The 20318-nt window shown below is 42.0% G+C and carries 15 protein-coding genes; 9 read left to right on the top strand and 6 right to left on the bottom strand.

The window, feature by feature from the left end; all coding sequences use genetic code 11:
• Window positions 1-70 precede the first annotated feature (70 nt).
• The 8 genes from DS737_RS11490 (at window position 71) to DS737_RS11455 (ending at window position 11247) form a co-directional block, all read left to right on the top strand.
• Window positions 71-1345, top strand: coding sequence for a Glu/Leu/Phe/Val family dehydrogenase (locus DS737_RS11490; RefSeq protein ID WP_113997576.1), 1275 nt, complete (start codon window positions 71-73; stop codon window positions 1343-1345).
• Between the two features lie 80 nt (window positions 1346-1425).
• Window positions 1426-2631 carry an aspartate aminotransferase family protein gene (locus DS737_RS11485; RefSeq protein WP_004638269.1) on the top strand — a complete coding sequence of 402 codons (1206 nt, stop codon included), beginning with the start codon at window positions 1426-1428 and terminating at the stop codon, window positions 2629-2631.
• Between the two features lie 21 nt (window positions 2632-2652).
• Window positions 2653-3696 carry an arginine N-succinyltransferase gene (astA, locus tag DS737_RS11480; protein WP_005091276.1) on the top strand — a complete coding sequence of 348 codons (1044 nt, stop codon included), beginning with the start codon at window positions 2653-2655 and terminating at the stop codon, window positions 3694-3696.
• Window positions 3696-5165 (top strand): succinylglutamate-semialdehyde dehydrogenase, encoded by a 1470-nt coding sequence (gene astD / locus DS737_RS11475; RefSeq protein ID WP_005091274.1) that lies wholly within the window; start codon window positions 3696-3698, stop codon window positions 5163-5165. Before astA ends, astD begins: the two co-directional genes overlap by 1 nt.
• 33 nt (window positions 5166-5198) lie before the next feature.
• The gene (astB, locus tag DS737_RS11470) at window positions 5199-6539 is read left to right on the top strand and encodes an N-succinylarginine dihydrolase (protein WP_113997575.1); all 1341 of its coding nucleotides are present in this window, start codon (window positions 5199-5201) and stop codon (window positions 6537-6539) included.
• A gap of 95 nt (window positions 6540-6634) precedes the next feature.
• Window positions 6635-7609, top strand: coding sequence for a succinylglutamate desuccinylase (gene astE, locus DS737_RS11465; RefSeq protein WP_113997574.1), 975 nt, complete (start codon window positions 6635-6637; stop codon window positions 7607-7609).
• Window positions 7610-7785: 176 nt separating this feature from the next.
• On the top strand, window positions 7786-9276 hold the full coding sequence (locus tag DS737_RS11460; RefSeq protein WP_113997573.1) for an amino acid permease: 1491 nt from the start codon (window positions 7786-7788) through the stop codon (window positions 9274-9276).
• A 270-nt stretch (window positions 9277-9546) separates the two neighbouring features.
• Entirely contained in the window at window positions 9547-11247 is a 1701-nt protein-coding gene (locus tag DS737_RS11455; protein ID WP_113997572.1) for an NAD-dependent malic enzyme, read from the top strand.
• A 73-nt stretch (window positions 11248-11320) separates the two neighbouring features.
• On the opposite strand, the gene DS737_RS11450 is transcribed toward DS737_RS11455, so the two are convergent.
• Window positions 11321-12136, bottom strand: a complete 816-nt coding sequence (locus tag DS737_RS11450; protein ID WP_113997571.1) for an IclR family transcriptional regulator domain-containing protein — start codon at window positions 12134-12136, stop codon at window positions 11321-11323.
• A gap of 140 nt (window positions 12137-12276) precedes the next feature.
• Here DS737_RS11450 and pobA point away from each other — a divergent pair, with 140 nt between their 5' ends.
• Entirely contained in the window at window positions 12277-13491 is a 1215-nt protein-coding gene (gene pobA / locus DS737_RS11445; RefSeq protein WP_113997570.1) for a 4-hydroxybenzoate 3-monooxygenase, read from the top strand.
• 71 nt (window positions 13492-13562) lie between these two features.
• Here pobA and DS737_RS11440 read toward each other — a convergent pair whose 3' ends face one another.
• The 5 genes from DS737_RS11440 to DS737_RS11420 all read right to left on the bottom strand — a co-directional run bounded on the left by DS737_RS11440 (window position 13563) and on the right by DS737_RS11420 (window position 20258).
• The gene (locus DS737_RS11440; RefSeq protein ID WP_113997569.1) at window positions 13563-15323 is read right to left on the bottom strand and encodes a tannase/feruloyl esterase family alpha/beta hydrolase; all 1761 of its coding nucleotides are present in this window, start codon (window positions 15321-15323) and stop codon (window positions 13563-13565) included.
• Between the two features lie 33 nt (window positions 15324-15356).
• Window positions 15357-15746 carry a PaaI family thioesterase gene (locus DS737_RS11435; RefSeq protein ID WP_004638280.1) on the bottom strand — a complete coding sequence of 130 codons (390 nt, stop codon included), beginning with the start codon at window positions 15744-15746 and terminating at the stop codon, window positions 15357-15359.
• A gap of 77 nt (window positions 15747-15823) precedes the next feature.
• Window positions 15824-17074, bottom strand: coding sequence for an OprD family porin (locus tag DS737_RS11430; protein WP_213068174.1), 1251 nt, complete (start codon window positions 17072-17074; stop codon window positions 15824-15826).
• 82 nt (window positions 17075-17156) lie between these two features.
• Entirely contained in the window at window positions 17157-18296 is a 1140-nt protein-coding gene (locus DS737_RS11425) for an acyl-CoA dehydrogenase family protein (RefSeq protein WP_113997567.1), read from the bottom strand.
• Between the two features lie 75 nt (window positions 18297-18371).
• Window positions 18372-20258, bottom strand: a complete 1887-nt coding sequence (locus DS737_RS11420; RefSeq protein WP_171287589.1) for a feruloyl-CoA synthase — start codon at window positions 20256-20258, stop codon at window positions 18372-18374.
• Window positions 20259-20318: the final 60 nt, after the last annotated feature.

The raw sequence follows: 20318 nt of genomic DNA, 5'->3' as shown, positions 1-20318 counted from the left end.
ACAGGGCAGGAAACCCTAAATAAAAAGGGAATCTGTAAAAAACAGGGATAATTGATTAATTAAGGAACAGATGATGTCTTTATCATATACGGATCAAAATAGCGGTGCTTGGCAAACCTACCTCACTCAAATTGATCGAGTGGCGCCATATCTTGACGCAGACCTAAGCAATTTTATTAATACGTTGAAAACGCCTAAGCGTACATTAATCGTTGATGTTCCTATTGTTATGGATGATGGTTCGATCCGTCATTTCGAAGGTTATCGTGTTCAACACAATTTATCTCGCGGTCCTGGTAAAGGCGGTATTCGTTATCATCAAGATGTTGAGCTCAATGAAGTCATGGCCTTATCTGCATGGATGACCATTAAAACCGCCGTACTTAATCTCCCATTCGGTGGTGCAAAAGGTGGCATCCGTGTCAATCCAAAAGAATTGTCCCCGCGTGAGTTAGAGCGTTTAACTCGCCGTTTTACCAGTGAAATCAGTCCCATCATTGGTCCTCAAATTGATATTCCTGCGCCAGATGTCGGTACCAATGCCAACATTATGGGTTGGATGATGGACACCTATTCAAGTATTAAAGGCCATACAGTTACAGGTGTAGTGACGGGCAAACCTGTGCATTTAGGTGGTTCTCTAGGTCGTGTACGTGCGACAGGTCGTGGTGTATTTGTGACTGGTTTAGAGGTTGCAAAGCGTATTGGCTTAACGATTGAAGGTACCAAAGTTGCTGTACAAGGCTTTGGTAATGTGGGTAATGAAGCCGCTTATTTATTTAGTCATGCTGGTGCAAAAGTGGTGTGTGTACAAGACCACACAGGCACGATTTTTAATGCAGATGGTTTAAATGTAAAAGCATTACAAAAGCATGTCACTGAACATGGTGGTGTGATGGGATTTGCTGAGGCAACGGTCATTTCGAATGATGAGTTCTGGAATGTCGATATGGACATTCTGATTCCTGCGGCATTAGAAGGTCAGATTACAGTTGAGCGTGCTCAGAAACTAAAAGCCAAAATTGTATTGGAAGGTGCCAATGGTCCAACCTATCCAGAAGCAGATGATGTGTTCATCACACGAAATATTGTCGTGGTCCCAGATGTGATTTGTAACGCTGGTGGTGTGACCGTCAGTTATTTCGAATGGGTTCAAGACATGGCGAGTTATTTCTGGACCGAAGATGAAATCAATGAACGCCTCGATAAATTAATGATTCAAGCAACGGCAGATGTTTGGGAAATCGCACAGCATAAGGCATGTAGTTTACGTACCGCTGCTTATATTTTGGCATGTGAGCGTATTTTAAAAGCGCGTAAAGAACGCGGTATTTTCCCAGGTTAATAAATTTAGTACATCAGCTTAAAACTGGGCTGTGATATTTAAAAACAGCCCAATGATCAAACAGGAAGTGAGTAAATAAAATGAGTAATGTCACGATTACACGTAGCAACTTTAATGACTGGATGGTTCCGGTTTTTGCACCAGCAAATTTCATTTTAGTGCGTGGTGAAGGCTCTCGTCTGTGGGATCAAAATGATAAAGAATATGTTGATTTTGCAGGTGGAATTGCCGTCAATGCATTAGGACATGCACATCCTGTGGCAGTCAACGCCTTAACTGAACAAGCACAGAAGCTTTGGCATATTGGCAATGGCTACACTAATGAACCAGTTTTACGCCTTGCTAAACAACTGGTGGATAGTACCTTTGCAGATAAAGTATTTTTCTGTAACTCGGGTGCAGAAGCCAACGAAGCCGCATTAAAACTGGCTCGAAAAATTGGTTTGCTCAGTGGCAATCCTAACAAAAAGAATATCGTTGCATTTAAAAATGCTTTTCACGGTCGTACCTTATTTACGGTTACGGCAGGCGGTCAACCGAAATATTCACAAGATTTTGCGCCATTGCCTGAAGGTATTGAACATACCGCATTCAATGATTTAGAAGCTGCGAAAGCAGTGATTAATGAAAATACCTGTGCGGTGATTGTTGAACCAATCCAAGGTGAGGGTGGTGTTGTTCCTGCTGATCTTGAGTTCTTAAAAGGTCTACGTACGCTGTGTGATGAAAAAGGTGCAGTGCTGATTTTTGATGAAGTACAAACTGGTGTTGGTCGTACAGGTTCGCTCTACGCTTATATGAATACAGGGGTAACGCCAGATATTTTAACCACCGCAAAAGCATTGGGTGGCGGTTTCCCAATTGGTGCCATGATCACGACAGATAAATACGCCAATATGTATGCGGTGGGTGATCACGGTACAACCTATGGTGGTAATCCATTGGCCTGTGCTGTTGCTGGTGCTGTATTTGAGTTCATCAATACGCCTGAAGTCCTAGAGGGCGTGAAACAACGTCATCAATATTTCGTAGATGCGTTAAATAAATTGAATGCTGAATATGATTTGTTTAAGGAAATCCGAGGTCAAGGCTTATTGATTGGCTGTGTGCTTAAAGATGAATATGCAGGCAAAGCAAAAAACATCGTCACCTTGGCAGGTGAAGAAGGTCTTTTAGCACTCGTCGCTGGTGCAGATGTGGTGCGTTTTACGCCGTCATTGATTATCTCTCAACAAGATATTGATGAAGGTCTAAGTCGTTTTGCTCGTGCTTTAGCACGTCTTTAATCCATTTGTGAGCATCTAACCATGATGATTGTTAGACATGCAGCGCATCGGGATTTAGATGATATTTATCGTTTAGCGCAACGAGCAGGAGAGACAGGCATTGGTCTGACCTCCTTGCCACGAAATAAAGAAATCTTGGCTGAACGTATTACCCGGACAGCCAATACCTTGGCTGGTTTAGCCGAAAAGTCAGATGAGAGCTATTTATTTGTACTTGAGGACACCACTCTGCAAAAAATTGTGGGTGTGAGTGCGATTGAAGTTGCGGTGGGTTTAAACGAGCCCTTCTATAACTTCCGTGTGGCCACACAGGTGCATGCTTCGAAAACCTTAAATGTATATAAGGCCTTAGATACACTGTTTCTGAGTAATGACCATACGGGTTGTAGCGAACTGTGTACGTTGTTCCTTGATCCTGATTATCGTAAAAATCAAAACGGCAAATTTTTATCAAAGGTACGCTTTCTCTTTATCGCCGCATTTCAGTCGCACTTTAAAGCAAGACTGATTGCGGAGATGCGTGGTTATTCTGATCAAAATGGACATTCACCATTTTGGGATGCCTTGGGATATCACTTCTTTAATATGGATTTTGCGACCGCAGATTATTTGAGTGGCATTGGACAAAAAGTTTTTATTGCTGAATTGATGCCAAGATTTCCGGTTTATGTGGATTTATTACCCGCCGATGCTCGTGCAGTCATTGCCGAAGTTCATCCTCAAACACTTCCAGCAGCTAAAGTATTGATGTCAGAAGGGCTTCAATATCAAGGCTATGTCGATATTTTTGATGCGGGACCAACCTTAGAAGCCAACACTGCCGATCTACGTGCAGTGAAGGAAAGTCGTTTACTCACAGTCAAAATCACTGAGCAAATTGAAACGACAGATATTCACTATTTGGTTGCCAATGACCAATACCAAGATTATTGCGTGCTGTTGATCAATAACTGCGTCTCAGAGGGCGATACTTTAATGATCACACCAGCACAAGCTCAAGCACTCCATGTTAGCGAACAGGACGAAGTGCGAGTTTTAGCATTAGATAAAATGGAGAATCACTAATGTCACAAGGTGCATTATTAATCAATGGTGCTTGGGTACAGGGAAAAGGTACAAGCTTTATTAAAACCAATCCTGTGAGCAATCAACAGATTTGGGCGGGTCACGAAGCCAATCTTGTTGATGTTGATACAGCGTGTGCGGCAGCAAGAGACGCTTTCCCTGCATGGGCACGACTTGGATTAGAACGACGTATTGAGATTATTGAACGTTTTGCGAGTTTACTTGAACAAAATAAAAATCAACTGGCTCAAGTGATTAGTCAAGAAACCAGTAAACCACTTTGGGAAACCTTGACTGAAGTCCAATCGATGATTGGGAAAGTCGCGATTTCAATTCGTGCTTATCATCAACGTACGGGTTTTAGTGAAACTGAAATGCCAGATGGCATCGCATCATTGCGTCATCGCCCTCATGGGGTACTCGCTGTATTTGGTCCCTATAATTTCCCCGGGCATCTACCGAATGGTCATATCGTGCCTGCATTAATTGCGGGTAATACGGTGGTATTTAAGCCAAGTGAGCTTACGCCATGGACAGCAGAAGAAACTGCAAAATTGTGGCAACAGGCTGGATTACCAAAGGGGGTGCTCAACCTTGTGCAAGGTGGTCGCACCACAGGTGAGGCTTTAGCTGCTGCTGAACAAATTGACGGTTTACTGTTTACAGGTAGCGCCAACACTGGCTATCACTTGCATAAACAAATGGCAGGTGCACCTGAAAAAATTCTAGCCCTTGAGATGGGCGGAAATAATGCCTTAATTATTGATGAAGCAACGGATATTGATGCAGTGGTGAATCTAGCCATCCAATCCGCTTTCGTGTCTGCGGGACAACGTTGTACCTGTGCACGTCGTATTATTGTGAAACACGGCGTCAATGGCGATGCATTTATTCAACGTTTTGTTGAAGTCGCAAAAAACTTAGTGATCGGTGCTTGGGATGCAGAACCACAACCATTTATGGGTGGGGTAATCTCAGCGCATGCTGCAGATCAGATGATGGCAGCACAAAGCAAACTGATTGCTTTGGGAGCAAAGCCATTACTTGAAATGACCCGTCCTCAAGCTGACAGTTCATTACTTACCGCTGGCATCTTAGATGTAAGTGAAGTGAATGCAATCCCAGATGATGAATACTTTGGTCCATTGACAACGATCTATCGTTATCACGATTTTGATGAAGCACTCAAAATAGCGAATAACACACGTTTTGGTTTGGCTGTTGGTTTGGTTTCACCTGATCGAGAGTTATTTGATCGTGTGCTGATCGAAGCACGCGCTGGCATCGTGAACTGGAATAAACCATTAACGGGTGCTTCTAGTGCTGCACCATTTGGCGGTGTCGGTGCATCTGGTAACCATCGTGCAAGTGCATTTTATGCAGCAGATTATAGTGCGTGGCCGATGGCTTCACTGGAAAGTGATCACGTTACACTACCTTCAAAATTATCACCGGGCATTGTGCTCTAAGTTAAATCGTGCCGTGACGATAGGGAGAAAAAAATGTCAGGTTATGAAATCAATTTTGATGGTTTAGTTGGACCAACCCACCACTATGCAGGCTTATCTTTTGGTAATGTTGCATCGACCAAAAATCGCAATAACGCATCGAATCCGAAATTAGCTGCCAAGCAAGGCTTAAAGAAAATGAAAGCCCTTGCGGATTTAGGGCTTAAGCAAGGGGTGTTTGCACCACAAGAGCGTCCACATGTTCCAACCTTACGCCGTTTAGGTTTTACTGGTAGTGATATTGAGGTGATTGCACAAGCAATGCGAACAGCACCTGCATTGTTATCTTCACTCAGTTCAGCATCTTCTATGTGGACTGCAAACTCATGTACCGTGTCACCATCGGCTGATAGCGCGGACGGACGTGTACATTTTACAGCTGCAAATCTAAATAATAAGTTCCATCGCTCAATCGAGCATCATACGACAACGCGAATTCTTAAAGCGATGTTCGATAATGATATATATTTCGCGCATCATGACGCCTTACCAGATGCAGCACTATTTGGTGATGAGGGGGCAGCCAATCATAACCGTCTAGGCGGTGGATATGAGCAAGCTGGCGTTCAAGTTTTTGTTTACGGACAGCAACAGCTCGGTGGTACGGTTGCACCGAAGAAATTCCCTGCACGTCAAACCCGTGAAGCGAGTGAGGCGATTGCACGTTTACACCGTTTAGATGCAAAACGGACGATATTTATTCAACAGAATCCTGACGTGATTGATCAAGGTGTATTTCATAACGATGTGATAGCGGTCAGCAACCAACAGGTACTTTTCCATCATCAACATGCGTTTTTGAATCAAACACAAGCCTTGGATGAAATTCGCCAGAAAATGGCAGGGATTGAGCAAGAGTTTATTTCGATCGAAGTCCCTGAAAACCGTGTGACGGTTGAGGATGCTGTTGCGACATATTTATTCAATAGCCAGATTCTGACACGAGCAGATGGTGGGATGAGTATCGTTGTACCTGAAGAGTCTCGTCAAAACAAAGCGGTTTGGAGCTATTTGAATGACATGATTCAGATGGGCACACCTATTGATGACATCAAGGTGTTTGATCTGCGTGAAAGTATGCGTAATGGCGGTGGACCAGCATGTTTGCGTTTACGTGTTGCGGTCAATCAAAAAGAGTTAGCAGCAGTTAATCCAAATTTATTTATGAATGACGACCTGTTTAAAACACTCAATCAATGGGTAGATCAACATTATCGTGATGAATTAACGCAGGATGATTTAGCAGATCCAAGTTTGTTGATTGAGAGTCGTACAGCATTAGATGAATTAACCCAAATTTTAGGTTTAGGGTCTGTTTATCACTTTCAACGCTAATCTTCGTAGTTAAAAGATTGATATGGATTTTCCTCAAATCCGAATGCTCACACTGGCATTGGATTTGAGGTGGTTAAACGAGGGAGTGATGGCATATGGTTGATCTACTAGAGTTGACTCTTGCGCAGCAAACACCTGAACACACTCAAGGTGAAACAGCTGAATTTACTTGGCAATGGCTCGGTGAAGGGGTGTTGGTCTGCACGCCTAAAACACACTATAACAAAGCCATCATACTGTCTGCTGGTGTGCATGGGAATGAAACGGCACCGATTGAATTACTTGCAAAGATGATTCAAGACTTGTTTGCATGTCGTTTGCGTTTAACAGAACGGGTACTTTTTGTTTTTGGCAATACGCAAGCGATTCGCAAAGGTGTGCGTTATTTAGAAAATGATATGAACCGCATGTTTTGTGGTGCTTATCAGCAATTAACGATGGATGATGAAACCCAACGGGCTGCATTGCTAGAGCAAGTCACAACGCAATTTTTTCAACAAAGCAATGTTAATGCCCAACACTATCATTATGATTTGCATACTGCAATTCGAGCTTCATTACTTCCTGTATTTGCTTTATTTCCTTATCAAACGCAACCTTACGATGATTTTCTGATTGAAAGTCTCAATGCTGCAGATCTTGATGCTTTGGTCTATCACAATGCTGTGGGTAAAACCTTTACACATTTTACTGCTGAGCATTTCCATGCAGCGAGCAGTACTTTGGAGTTGGGTAAGGCCAAACCATTTGGTCAAAATGACTTAGCTGAGTTTTCAGCGATTGATCAAGTGCTTCGCGCTGTAATTACAGGTGGAGTTTTACCTACACGGCAAAAAAAGACTATTCGCCAATTTAAAGTTGTGGATTCAATTTTAAAACAAAGTGAGAACTTTCAACTACAGCTCGATGCAGGTGCCCCTAATTTTTCAACCTTTCAAAAAGGCGATGTAATCGCGACTCAAGAGGCTGGAAATTATATTGCACACGATCAGCAAGTTTGGATTTTATTTCCAAATCCAAACGTAAAAGTTGGATTAAGGGCTGGGCTTGTCCTCAAAGAAATGATGTAGATAAAAACCAGTCTTCATATTTAAAGCGGTTCAAGGAAATGATGTACATGGAGTTTGAATATGGATATTCAGTAGAAACAAATAATTGAAAAGTGAAGGATTCTCTCAATCATCCTTTTTAAAAATCGAAACAGCAAGGACAAGTTGTCATAAGAATACAATTGGAGTAATTGTGTATGAGTAATAACAATGAGAAGACATTTCTGACAGGAGATGTCTTGAGTGGGGACTATGCACCCCAGCAAGAGTCATCTCAGCAATCGAATGTTTCATCATCTGGTGTGGTGGTTGGACAACCATTAAAACGAGCTATGACCAAGCGTCATTTGGTGATGCTCTCATTAGGTGGCGCGATTGGAACAGGACTGTTTCTTGGATCGGGAGATGTCATTTCTCAAGCTGGGCCTTTTGGGGCTGTTTTAGCTTACTTACTCGGTGGTGTTATTGCCTATATGGTGATGTTATGTCTCGGAGAGTTGGCTGTACACATGCCTGTTTCTGGGGCTTTTGGTGAATACGCTCGCACCTATATTGGTCCGGGTACAGGTTACATGGTGACTTGGTTGTATTGGTTGACATGGACTGCCACCCTCGGTACAGAATTTACTGCCGCGGCATTGCTTATGCAGGAATGGTTTCCTTCGGTTTCGATGTGGATATGGACATTAATATTTGCAGGTTTAGTTTTTGCACTCAATGTGAGTTCGACTCGTTTTTTTGCTGAGTCAGAGTTTTGGTTATCACTTGTTAAAGTGTTGACGATTATTTGCTTTATTGGTTTGGGGCTTGTGGCGATCTTTGGTTTTATTCCTTATCAAGGTCATGAATCAGCGCCATTGTTTAGTAAATTGACAGAACATGGTTGGTTCCCTCAAGGTATTTTCCCAATTTTTGCCACGATGCTGATCGTAAATTTTGCCTTTTCCGGCACTGAGTTAATTGGTGTGGCTGCAGGTGAAGCAGAAGATCCAGCCAAAACTGTACCGAAAGCAATTAATGCTGCGATTTGGCGCTTACTGATTTTCTTTGTGGGTACGATAGTGGTGATTTGTGCCTTACTTCCATTTGAAATGGCAGGCCTCAATGCCAGTGGTATTAGTAGCAGCCCATTTGTGACGGTATTTAATTTTATTGGGATTCCGTATGCAGAAGATATTATTCGTTTTGTGATTATTACCGCGTTACTTTCTGCAGCAAACTCAGGGTTATTTGCTGCATCTCGCATGATGTGGTCGCTCTCCATTCAAAAACAATTACCTAAAGTGTTTTCTACGCTCACTGCTTCGGGTACACCGATTATTGCAATTGTAGTCACCATGTTCGGTGCAATTCCTGGACTATTATCAGAGCATTTCGCACCAGAAACGATTTTTAAGAACTTGTTGGGTGTCGCTGCATTTACCATGGTAGTGGTGTGGATTACGATTTGTGTTAGCCAGTTTAACTTCCGTAGACAATGGATCAAATCAGGTAAAACCGTTAAGGATCTGAAATTTGCTGCGCCATTGTTTCCTTTGACACCGATTTTAGGTGGCGTATTCTGCGTGATTACCTGCTTGAGTATGGTGGCTGATCCATCAATGCAAGTTGGTTTTGTCTGCTGTCTATTATTCATCATTGCATGTTATGCAAGTTACTATTTCTTTTATAAGGATAAATTGTCTTAAATGATCCATCATGCTCAAGTACGTATACGGGAGATAAGGTTTTAATGTATGCGTACTTTGCTTGTTAAACTTTTGCACCATTATAACTTCATTTTGGTCTTTATTTTGCCATACTATTTAGTCTCTAAATAATGATGCACTTTATATACAACCAGATAAATACAGTTTCAGAGCTTGATTAGTGTAAATTATTACAAGGCCAAAGTTCAGTGATGGATGGACTTGAGCAATGAAGATTAGATATTTGACGGTGAAGTGAACGAGTACGGTATGACAGTAAATCCAATTAAAATCAAAAAACCTTTGTATATCCCTTATGCTGGAAACGCGCTTTTAGAATTACCTTTGTTAAATAAAGGTTCTGCTTTTACTGAAGACGAACGTGAACGATTCAATTTACATGGTTTGATCCCTAACAATATTGAAAATATTGAAGAACAGACACAGCGTTCGTATCAGCAGTATTTATCTTTTGGCAGCGACTTAAATAAACATATTTATTTAAGAAACATCCAAGATACTAACGAAACGCTTTTTTATAATTTATTAAGTCAACATTTAGATGAAATGTTGCCCATTATCTATACCCCTACTGTAGGCGAGGCTTGTCAACGCTTCTCTGATATTTATCGTCGTCATCGCGGTATTTTTATTTCTTATGGTGAGAAAGAATATATCGATCAGATTATTCATAATGTGAATAAGCGTAATGTTAAAGTTATCGTGATCACGGATGGTGAGCGTATTCTCGGTTTGGGGGATCAAGGGATCGGCGGTATGGGGATTCCGATTGGAAAGCTGTCGCTATATACAGCATGTGGTGGGATTAGTCCTGCCTATACATTGCCGATCACCATTGATGTGGGAACCAATAACCAAGCATTATTAAATGATCCGATTTATATGGGGTTGAAGAGTCCGCGGATTACAGGTGAGGAATATTACCAGTTTGTAGAAAAAATTATTTCTGCAATTCGTAAACGCTGGCCTAATGTGCTTATCCAGTTTGAAGATTTTGCGCAACATAATGCGATGCCTTTACTTAATCAGTATCGTGATAGGATTTGTTGCTTTAATGACGATATTCAAGGTACGGCAGCAGTCACCGTTGCGACACTGATTGCAGCTTCACGTGCACAAGGTAAACAACTTAAAGATCAGACTATTACCTTTGTCGGTGCAGGTTCTGCAGGTTGTGGTATTGCTGAGCATATTGTACGACAAATGATCGATGAAGGCTTAAGCGATCATGAGGCGCGTTCACGGATTTTTATGGTGGATCGCTTTGGTTTGATGACTGATCAACAAGCAAATTTATTAGATTTCCAGAAAAAATTGGCAACCCCAGTCGCTGCGATTCAATCATGGGAAGGATTAAGTGACAATATTGCCTTGTTGGATGTGGTGAAGAATGCCAAACCGAGCATTTTGATTGGCGTATCTGGACAGGCTGGATTATTTAGCGAAGAAGTGATTAAGACTTTAGCTAAATATTATAAGCATCCAATTATCTTGCCATTGTCGAATCCAACCTCCCAAGTTGAGGCGCAACCTAAAGATATCATTGAATGGACACAAGGTTCAGCGATTGTAGCAACAGGTAGTCCGTTTGCTCCCGTGTATTATGAAGGCAAACCTTATTCGATTGCACAATGCAATAACTCATATATTTTCCCTGGGATTGGACTGGGTGTGCTCGCTTGTGGAGCGACACATATTAGTGACTCAATGTTGATGGCAGCAAGTACTGCTTTGGCGGATTGTTCTCCTCGACTGAAAAACCCAACAGCTGACTTGTTGCCAAATATTAATGATATTCAACAGGTTTCAAAGTTTATTGCCTTTAAAGTAGCAAAAGCAGCGATGGCAGATGGCTTGGCTGTTCCGATGAGTAATGATCTACTCAAGACGGTGATCGATGATAACTTCTGGACACCTGAATATCGTCATTATCGTCGGGTAACCTTCTAATCCTTTTTTAAATAGAAAGTGACCTCCGAAGTGGAGGTCACTTTTTTGGGAAAAATGATCTATTCTCCGTAATCTAAACCATACTTCTCAACTCATTCGCCGTGTTATGCAATAGCGGGAGGACGTGTTGAATTAAATAATCTTCTTGGACGCGATTGGTCTGTGACATGCAGTTTAATGCTGCAATTGCTTGACCTTGAGCATTGAGAACAGGGACAGCAATCGCGATCACGCCGAGCTCATGTTCTTCTTTGGACAAACAATAATCCGAGCTTGCAATGTGTTGTAAACGTTCCAAGAATGCAGCTTCATTTGTTTCTGTGAATGCAGTTAAACGTTTTAATCCGTATTTCTGTACCCAATTTTTTTGCTGTTCTTGTGATAAAGCCGCTAATAAAACCTTACCTGTTGATGTGGCATGTGCAGGCAAACGGTGCCCAAGATGCATTCCAAAAGGGCTGACTCTGAGATTATCTTGCTGAGGTAAATAACTCCGTGCAATAGGGACAACTTCATTTTCATCCAAAACAACGATGGAAAAAGTGAGTGTTGTTTGTGCACATAAGAGATTTAGAAAAGACTGAGTAATTTTGGGTAAATGTGCGGAGCTTAAATATGAACTTGAAAAGCGTAAGACTCGATGCGTAAGCCAGTAGTAATGCTCATCAGTTTCTAAATAGCCAAGATATTTTAACGTCTTCAGATACCGTCTTGCTGCTGTTCGGCTAATCCCTGTACGTTCAGCGACCTGTGTGACATTTAAGCGTTGGCGGTCTACACCAAAAGCTTCTAATAAACTTAGTCCTTTACCTAAACCTGCAATGTAGTCTTCTTGCCGAATTTGTTCATTTAAATAGGGATGCTGCAAATAATCATCTGGGTGAGGCATTTGAACTTCCTTGTTCTAGATCAGTTTTGTCCGAATATCGGACATGCATAATGATATGCGGTTAATTTCGATTTTCATATATAGATGCCGTACCACGCAAGCAGTAATTTAAAAGCTAAGGAATTTGCAAGGATGTGGTTATGGAAATCGTTAAAACGAAAGTTGCAATTATTGGTTCTGGACCTGCGGGTTTATTACTTGGACAGCTTTTATATAAAGCGGGTATTGATCATGTGATCATTGAACAGCGTAGTGCTGAGTATGTAGCATCTCGTATTCGTGCAGGTATTTTAGAGCAAGTATCTGTTGATTTGTTAGAACAAGCAGGTGTTGATCAAAACTTAAAGGCGAAAGGATTACCACACTCAGGTATTGAGATTTTGACCAACGGACAAAAACATCGTGTTGATTTGTCTTCATTGACTGAGGGAAAACAAGTCACCGTCTATGGTCAAACTGAAGTAACCAAAGATTTAATGCAAGCACGTGAACATGCTGAACTAACTTCCTTCTATGAGGCGGAACAAGTACAAGTTGATGACTTCTACAGCAAACCTAAAGTTACGTTCCATTATCACGGAAAAGACTATCAAATAGAATGCGACTTCATTGCAGGTTGTGATGGCTATCATGGTGTTTGTCGTGCCAGTGTGCCAGAAGATAAAATTAAGACCTTTGAAAAAGTGTATCCATTTGGCTGGCTGGGCGTTTTAGCCGATGTACCCCCAGTTGCGGATGAGCTGATATATGTGCAATCTGAACGCGGTTTTGCTTTATGTAGTATGCGTTCAGAAACACGTAGCCGTTACTACTTACAAGTACCACTGACAGATCATGTTGAGGATTGGTCTGATGAGCGATTTTGGGAAGAGTTGAAACGCCGTTTAGATCCTGAAAGTCGTGAAAAGCTAGTGACTGGTATATCCATTGAGAAAAGTATTGCACCATTACGTAGTTTTGTGACAGAACCAATGCGTTTTGGCCAACTTTTCTTAGCCGGCGATGCTGCACACATTGTACCTCCTACCGGAGCTAAAGGATTAAATCTGGCTGCTTCAGATATTGCTTATTTATCGAGTGCATTGGTCGAGTATTATCATGAAGGTTCGGAGCAAGGGATCAATGAATACTCTGAAAAGTGTTTGCAACGAGTGTGGAAAGCAGAACGATTTTCTTGGTGGATGACCCATCTATTGCATCGTTTTGAAACCGAAAGTGAGTTCGACCATAAAATTAAACAGGCTGAATTAAGCTACATATTAACTTCTCAGGCAGGACAGACCACGTTGGCAGAAAATTATGTCGGCTTGCCGTACGAAATTAAACCTTTGAATCATCTTCAGCCAGTAGGGTAGTTATTAAGCTATAAAGAGAGCATTCACGCTCTCTTTATATTTTTTATTCAAGACTAAAACTTAAATCAGTTTTATGGTTTACAACTAAAGTTTTCGGCTTTTTCACTATCGCCTTGACCATTATAGCGAGCAATCAGTGGATAAGGACAAAGTGGACGCGTACGATCAGGTGCCCAGTCTTGCGGTAGTTCAGTATTCACTTGACCACTTGGGTTATCTGCACCACGTGCAGTCGCAATGATTTTGTCAGGTGCTTGCCCATATTCCACCCAGTTGACTAAAGCAGTCAATGCATCAAATTGGTCGGTCGCAATGCCATCACGGGTATGGTTCATGCCCGGAACTCTAAAGAAACGTGCAAATTCAAGTGCTGTACCTTTTGCATCATTTTCATAGCGTTGGAGTAGTTGATCGTACCAATTTTGGGTGTCATCCACAGAGAAAACACCGTCTGCTGTGCCTTGCACCACAATCATTTTTCCACCGTGATTTCGGAGTTTATCCAGATTAAGTTCATCGGGTGGCATCATGAATGACATCGAACTTTCGGTATACACCTCATTGGTTGCCGAGAGTTTTGGATAGTCGGTATCGAAGTTATAATTAAAGGCAAATTGTCTAGAGTTTTGAGCCACAGTTGGGTCTGGCGGAACCTGAAAAATAATACCGACGGCAACTGGGTCACGCGCTGTTCCCACCGAAGATTCAAATTTCCAGCTTGCCCAGTTACTTCCGATTAAACCGGGGTCGAAAGGTTGAGTTGCATAAAGTGCTTGTCCAGCAGAGTTTACGGGACCACGGTAAATGTTGGCGAATACATCAATTTGTTCGGTACTTAAACAAGTAGCATCTCTTGTGCTTGAGCAAACGGGTACATGCTGATGAATATCAAAAGCCGTACGGCAAGCCTCGACATCTTGGACCAAGCCATCTTCAACACCGTCTAAGGCATCGCATCGATCTAAAATTGCTTTTGCTAATACTTTACGCTCTGAAAGGGTAAGGGCGGTACTTAGGTCATTTTCATCTGTTGCGACACGACGAAGCTGTTGTGCTGTATAGAGTTGAGCTGCGGCTGCACGAGGTAAATGAAAACCCGGTGTGCTTGCTAAAATTCCATCATATTGATTGCCTAAACGAGTTGCGGCAATCATGGCATGACGCCCGCCATTAGATGTGCCGCCTGCATAGGAGCGGTCTGGAAATTTACCATATGCTGTTTTAATTAGATTTTTTGCCATAGGTGTAAGCTTGGTAATCGCACCGTAGCCGTAGTTAATTCTTGTTTCTGGATCTAAACCAAACATTGGATTTTGGGAGGCATTATGTCCAGCGTCGGAAGAAATAACCGCGAAACCATCATGTAGCGCATTGGTGAGTGGACCACCGCTGCCAACCTGACCCGTTGCAGGCACAAGATTACCATCAGTTCCACCATTGCCTTGATAGAGAAAACGGCCATTCCAATCAACAGGTAGACGCATTTCAAAACCAATTTGATAGGTTTGTCCATCGACACGGCTTACCCGTTGATCCATATAACCTTGGACCAAGCAATGAGCACCAATCGGTTTGTTGGCGACAGTCAATGTACCTTCCTCTTGACGCGTAGCTGAGCTAATGACCGTATTGTTGTATTGAAAACCGAGTAAGTCTGAACAACTTCCTGTCAGTTTTGTACCCACAGCAGGTGATAACTGAGGTGGCTTGATTGTTGAGTGCGTTGATGTGTCATCACTATCACTATCACTTCCACAGCCTGCCAAAGCACCAAGTATGGCGAGTACTAAAGCGGAGTAGGTCAAAATTCGTTTATTGTTAGAGTCATTCATTTATTCATATCCTTATTGAATGAATGGTTGCAATTAATCTAAAACCATAAAATTAGCGGTACTTCGTGCAATCATTTTGTGGTTTTGCCAAGCTTCACTTTCGAGATTCAGTACGGTTTTGCCTTGTTTAATGAATCGGCATTTTGTAATGACTTCGCCCACAGCGCAGGGTCTTAAAAAATCCATCGTTAAGTTGATGGTGGTGGCGGGTTTATGATCATTGGCGAGATATGCAAAAAGTCCCATCACGTCATCAAGCATGGCGCAGATCATGCCGCCTTCAATGGTGCCGCGTGGATTGGTAAAGCTTTCGAGGGCTGTATAATGGATGGTGAGTTCATTGTTTTTGTCATTCCAATGCAGATTATGTCCGCCTAAATGGTGATGGATGGGCGGCAAGTGTTCTAAAGTTTTCTGATCCATAATATGATTCCATGCTTCATGATGAATTTTCCTCAATAAAAAGAGGCTCTATGCACGACAGAACCTCTGGTTTTGAATTATTTAAACTTCCATGTGTAATCAATGTTGAAACGGGTTTCATTTGAAGGTTTGATGTTGGCAGTGGAAAGCATATTGTTGTCATAAATGGCGTAGCGCGCGCGTAACCCTAGATTTTTTAACCAGCCACTTTGAACGGTGTAACCTAAATCAAAGTCTGTTTCTCGTTCCTTTAGATTGGTTCCACCTAAGTTGGGTGCATAAATATTGTGACCTGTAGTGTAACGGGTCATAAAACGTAGACCTGGTACATAATCTTTAAAGTCATATTCATATCGGAAGCTATAGACTTTCTCTTTGGGATTTAAAAACTCGCCTGGCCATGTATCGATGAGTAGTCCAGTTTCTCCGCCCATCAAATACGGAAAGGCGGTGTCGCCTTGATGTTGAAAGCTTCCAATAATAAATTTATGGTTTTGATGTTTGAGTTCGAAATACGCATGATAAAGATCATTATCGACTAACCCCGCTTTTGCCTGTCCATCATCGCGGCTACGGTAATAGCGTAATTGCGAACTAAGATCGGTGGTGTCATTAATTTTGAATTGATGTGAAACCCCAAACATCACTTGGTTATAAAGATCATCAACGTCCATGTAAAAAGCAGTCAGCTTAATTGTAGGGTGCAATTGATAATCACCACCTGCATAAAATAATTGATCTGTTTCAGCACTTTTAAATCGTCCATTTACCCCTGAAATTTTCATTTTTTCATGATTAGTGGAGTCACGATGGTTGACGCGATTAATGTAAGCTGCTTGTAAGTCAAAATCTTGAAGGTCTTTGGATTCAATTGAGAGACCACGGTAGGTCTGTGGCAATAAACGGGCAGGTGAGGCAACTAGAACAGGGTTCATCGGTCTTAAGGTACCAACTTTAAGTTCAGTTTGGCTCATTTTCGCTTTTGCTGTGACACCAATTTGCCCGTAAGAGTCAGCAGGTTCATTGGTGACCGTATTTCTAAGTAAATTGCCTGTACCTGCATGTTCGGCATCGGCATCGAGTTTAAAGCCTGCTGTTGCAAGAATGTCTAGCCCAAAACCAATGGTTCCCTCGGTGTAGCCCGAGTTTGCTTTGAGAATAAATCCTTGTGTCCAATCTTTTGCGGCAGGATATTTTGACTCTTTTTGATAGTCACGATCGAAATAAAAATTTCGTGTGGTGAGTTCTACTGAACTGTTATCAATGAAGTCGCCTGCATAGACTGAACTCGTAAGCATTAGGGTGGAGTAGATCCATAGTTTCGACATGGTATTTCTTCCTGAAAATAGTATTGTTGTTTTCAAACCAGACTTGATTGTTCTGTCTGCCTTGTTTCGCTTCTAAATCGAATTATTTTCCGAGTAGTTTACGGGCAACGATTTCTTTCATAATCTCGTTGGTTCCTCCATAAATTTTTTGTACCCGCGCATCCACAAAAAAGCGTGAAATCGGATATTCCTGCATATAACCGTAGCCACCAAAAAGCTGAAGTAATTGATCAATCACCTCACATTGGACGTCTGTGATAAAGCATTTCAATGCGGCAACTTGGGTCACATTTAACTGGTGTTGTTGATACAGTGCGGCACATTGGTCTACAAAAGCTTGGGCAGCTTCGGCTTTGATGTGTGCATTTGCGAGCACAAAGCGCGTGTTTTGCATTTGACTTAAGGGTTGACCGAAAGCTTTACGCTCCAGTACATAGTCTTTGGTGAGGTCGATGGCGCCTAAAATTGATCCCAAAGCCATCATAGAAATGCTCAAACGTTCACGAGGTAACTCTTGCATTAAATAAGCAAAGCCTTGTCCTTCTTCACCTAAACGTTGACTTGCAGGCACATAAACATCATCAAAAAACAGTTCAGCTGTATCTTGGGCATGTAGTCCAATTTTTTGTAAAGAGCGACCTTTTTTAACGCCGCCTAAAGCAGCATCGACTAAAAAAATCGAAATGCCTTTTGCTTTGGCTTGCGGATCAGTTTTCGCTACCAGAACGATCAGGTCGGCATGCAATCCATTTGAGATAAAGGTTTTTGAACCATTCACACGATAGTGCTCATTTTCTAAAATGGCTTGAGTACGTATCGCTTGTAAGTCTGAACCCGCATTCGCTTCGGTCATGGCAATTGCAGTGACGACTTCACCTGTCACCATTTTCGGTAGCCAATAACGTTTTTGTTCTTCGGTTCCAATATTTTGTAGGTAAGGAGAGACCAGCTCATTTTGCCCGCCAATGGCAACTGCCAAAGATGCAAAGCCCGCTTGAGCCGTTTCTTGAACCAGCATGAGGGAGTAATGAACAGGAGCACCATAGCCGCCATATTCCTCGGATACATCGACGCACAAAAAGCCATTTTTCCCAAGACGAAGCCATAGATCACGTGGAATCAGGCCATCGTGTTCCCACTGTTCGTAATACGGAGCAACCTGTTCTCTTAAGAACCTGCGATAGCTGTCTCGAAATAGTTCAAATTCTGTATCGTGTGGCATGTTGAACCTTTTTTTAGGCAAAAGTGAGGCTAAGGCCCAAACCGAAGTTTGAGCTTCCTTTTTTATTTCAATTGCTTATTGCTTTAAGGTGGGTACCCGAATAATCAGTGGGTTTTCGGCCTGTTTTTGATAAAGTTCATCAATTAAAGCAGCACGACGCTTGGTAATATTGCCTTGATTGAGGTTGCCTTTATCGGTCACTTCACCTGCATCGAGTTGAGGTGGCTCGGTCATTAAATAAAGCATTGAGACTGTATTTGAGCTACCGGTCGCATCTTTATTAAAGGTGGTTAAAAATTGGCGGAACCATTGCTGGACTTTAGGATGCTGTAGTATCTCTGCTGCAGAATGTTCGCCCAGCTTAAGGCCAGCTTGTTGAGCACAAGCATCTAGTTTTGGAAAAATCAAAAAGCCAACCGCATTTAGGTTTGAACCTGTAATACAAACATCTTGAACCAGTAAATTACCTTGAATGAGTACTTTGTTGCGTAGTGTGCCCACATTCACAAAAGTCCCCGTATTGAGTTTAAAGTCTTCGGCAATTCGTCCGTCGTACATCAGACCTTTAGTTGGATCATTCACATCGACTAAACGAACGGCATCACCAGTATGGAAAAAGCCTTCATCATCAAACACAGTGCTTTGTTGGTCTGCTTTTAAACGCCAATAGCCTTTCATGACATGTTTGCCACGAACGCAAAACTCAAGTTTGTCACCACATGGCACCAGCTTAATTTCACAACCTGGAGCAGGGTAGCCAATAAAGCCGGCCATCACGCGTGGGCCAGTGGTAAAAGCGCAAGAAGGAGCAGTTTCAGTCATGCCCAGTCCACTCATGATGCGAATTTTTTCTCCGCAATGTTGCTGAGCAATGTTATCGAGCCTGTTCCAGCCCGCTTCTGAAAGGGCTGCACCTGCAAAGAATAAAATTTTAACTTTAGCAAAAAAGCGCTCTCTTAATTCTTCATCTTTTTCTAACGCTTCGGTGAGTTCTTCCCAACCTTTTGGCACATTTAAATAAACGGTTGGAGAAATTTCTTTGAGGTTACGAATGGTTTCGTCAAATTTTCCTGCAACGGGTTTGCCGTCATCAATGTAAATGGTACCGCCGTTATAGAGCGCAATACCGACATTGTGACTGCCACCAAATGTGTGGTGCCAAGACAGCCAGTCGAGTAGGACAGGCGGTGTTTCTTCAAACTCAGGGAAAGTCTGCAATAGCATTTGCTGATTAACACACAACATTAAATGCGTGGTCGGTACAGCTTTAGGCAATTTGGTTGAACCTGATGTAAATAAGAATTTAGCAATCTGGTTTTCATCAAGGGTTTGATAAAACTCTTGAACATTTGAAACTGACGTATCTAATAGCGATTGAAAAGATGTGCAGATCTGATCGCCTACAATTCCTTTATTGGTCACCACTTCAATGTCGGATGTAATACATGCCTGAATCGCTTTAGTAAAAGCTTGTCCATCGCTGGCATAGACCATACCAGGTGTGAGTACTTCAAACACATGTTTGAGTTTGCCATAGTCTTGAGAAATAAGAGAGTAGGCAGGGGAAATAGCCGAGAAAGGCACACCCGCCAGCATGGCACCCATAGAGAGTGTTAAATGTTCGAGATCATTACCACTTAAAATGACCAGTGGTCTTTCTTGACTTAAATTACGATCATGTAAAGCCTGAGCAATGTGCCATGCACGTTGTAGAACTTCTGCATAACTCAGTTTGACCCATTCACCTTGAGCATTTCGTTTTGCCGCAAAAATATGGTCTGGTTTGGTTTGGGCAAAATGAATTAACCGATCTGTCAGTTTTTGTGGATACGGTTTTAATTGCTCTTTTGGGCTGATATAGAGCGTGTCATCTTTATGGTGATAATGAATATCATGTTGCCCTAATTTTACGAACCGTTCGCGGTCTTGTGATTGAGTGGCATTCATTTGCATTTCTTTCACTCCATGGAAAGCGCATCACTGCGCTTTATTTTTTTGCATCATGCAATTTTTATTTAATAT

The organism is Acinetobacter haemolyticus, from assembly GCF_003323815.1.
GTDB classification, from domain to species: Bacteria; Pseudomonadota; Gammaproteobacteria; order Pseudomonadales; family Moraxellaceae; genus Acinetobacter; species Acinetobacter haemolyticus.
Note: the sequence above shows the minus strand (reverse complement) of the source record. Positions and strands in the feature narration are given on the sequence as shown.

Coding starts and splice junctions, on each gene's coding strand:
- DS737_RS11490 (WP_113997576.1), top strand. CDS start 71: ATGATGTCTTTATCATATACGGATCAAAATAGCGGTGCTTGGCAAACC.
- DS737_RS11485 (WP_004638269.1), top strand. CDS start 1,426: ATGAGTAATGTCACGATTACACGTAGCAACTTTAATGACTGGATGGTT.
- astA (WP_005091276.1), top strand. CDS start 2,653: ATGATGATTGTTAGACATGCAGCGCATCGGGATTTAGATGATATTTAT.
- astD (WP_005091274.1), top strand. CDS start 3,696: ATGTCACAAGGTGCATTATTAATCAATGGTGCTTGGGTACAGGGAAAA.
- astB (WP_113997575.1), top strand. CDS start 5,199: ATGTCAGGTTATGAAATCAATTTTGATGGTTTAGTTGGACCAACCCAC.
- astE (WP_113997574.1), top strand. CDS start 6,635: ATGGTTGATCTACTAGAGTTGACTCTTGCGCAGCAAACACCTGAACAC.
- DS737_RS11460 (WP_113997573.1), top strand. CDS start 7,786: ATGAGTAATAACAATGAGAAGACATTTCTGACAGGAGATGTCTTGAGT.
- DS737_RS11455 (WP_113997572.1), top strand. CDS start 9,547: ATGACAGTAAATCCAATTAAAATCAAAAAACCTTTGTATATCCCTTAT.
- DS737_RS11450 (WP_113997571.1), bottom strand. CDS start 12,136: ATGCCTCACCCAGATGATTATTTGCAGCATCCCTATTTAAATGAACAA.
- pobA (WP_113997570.1), top strand. CDS start 12,277: ATGGAAATCGTTAAAACGAAAGTTGCAATTATTGGTTCTGGACCTGCG.
- DS737_RS11440 (WP_113997569.1), bottom strand. CDS start 15,323: ATGAATGACTCTAACAATAAACGAATTTTGACCTACTCCGCTTTAGTA.
- DS737_RS11435 (WP_004638280.1), bottom strand. CDS start 15,746: ATGGATCAGAAAACTTTAGAACACTTGCCGCCCATCCATCACCATTTA.
- DS737_RS11430 (WP_213068174.1), bottom strand. CDS start 17,074: ATGTCGAAACTATGGATCTACTCCACCCTAATGCTTACGAGTTCAGTC.
- DS737_RS11425 (WP_113997567.1), bottom strand. CDS start 18,296: ATGCCACACGATACAGAATTTGAACTATTTCGAGACAGCTATCGCAGG.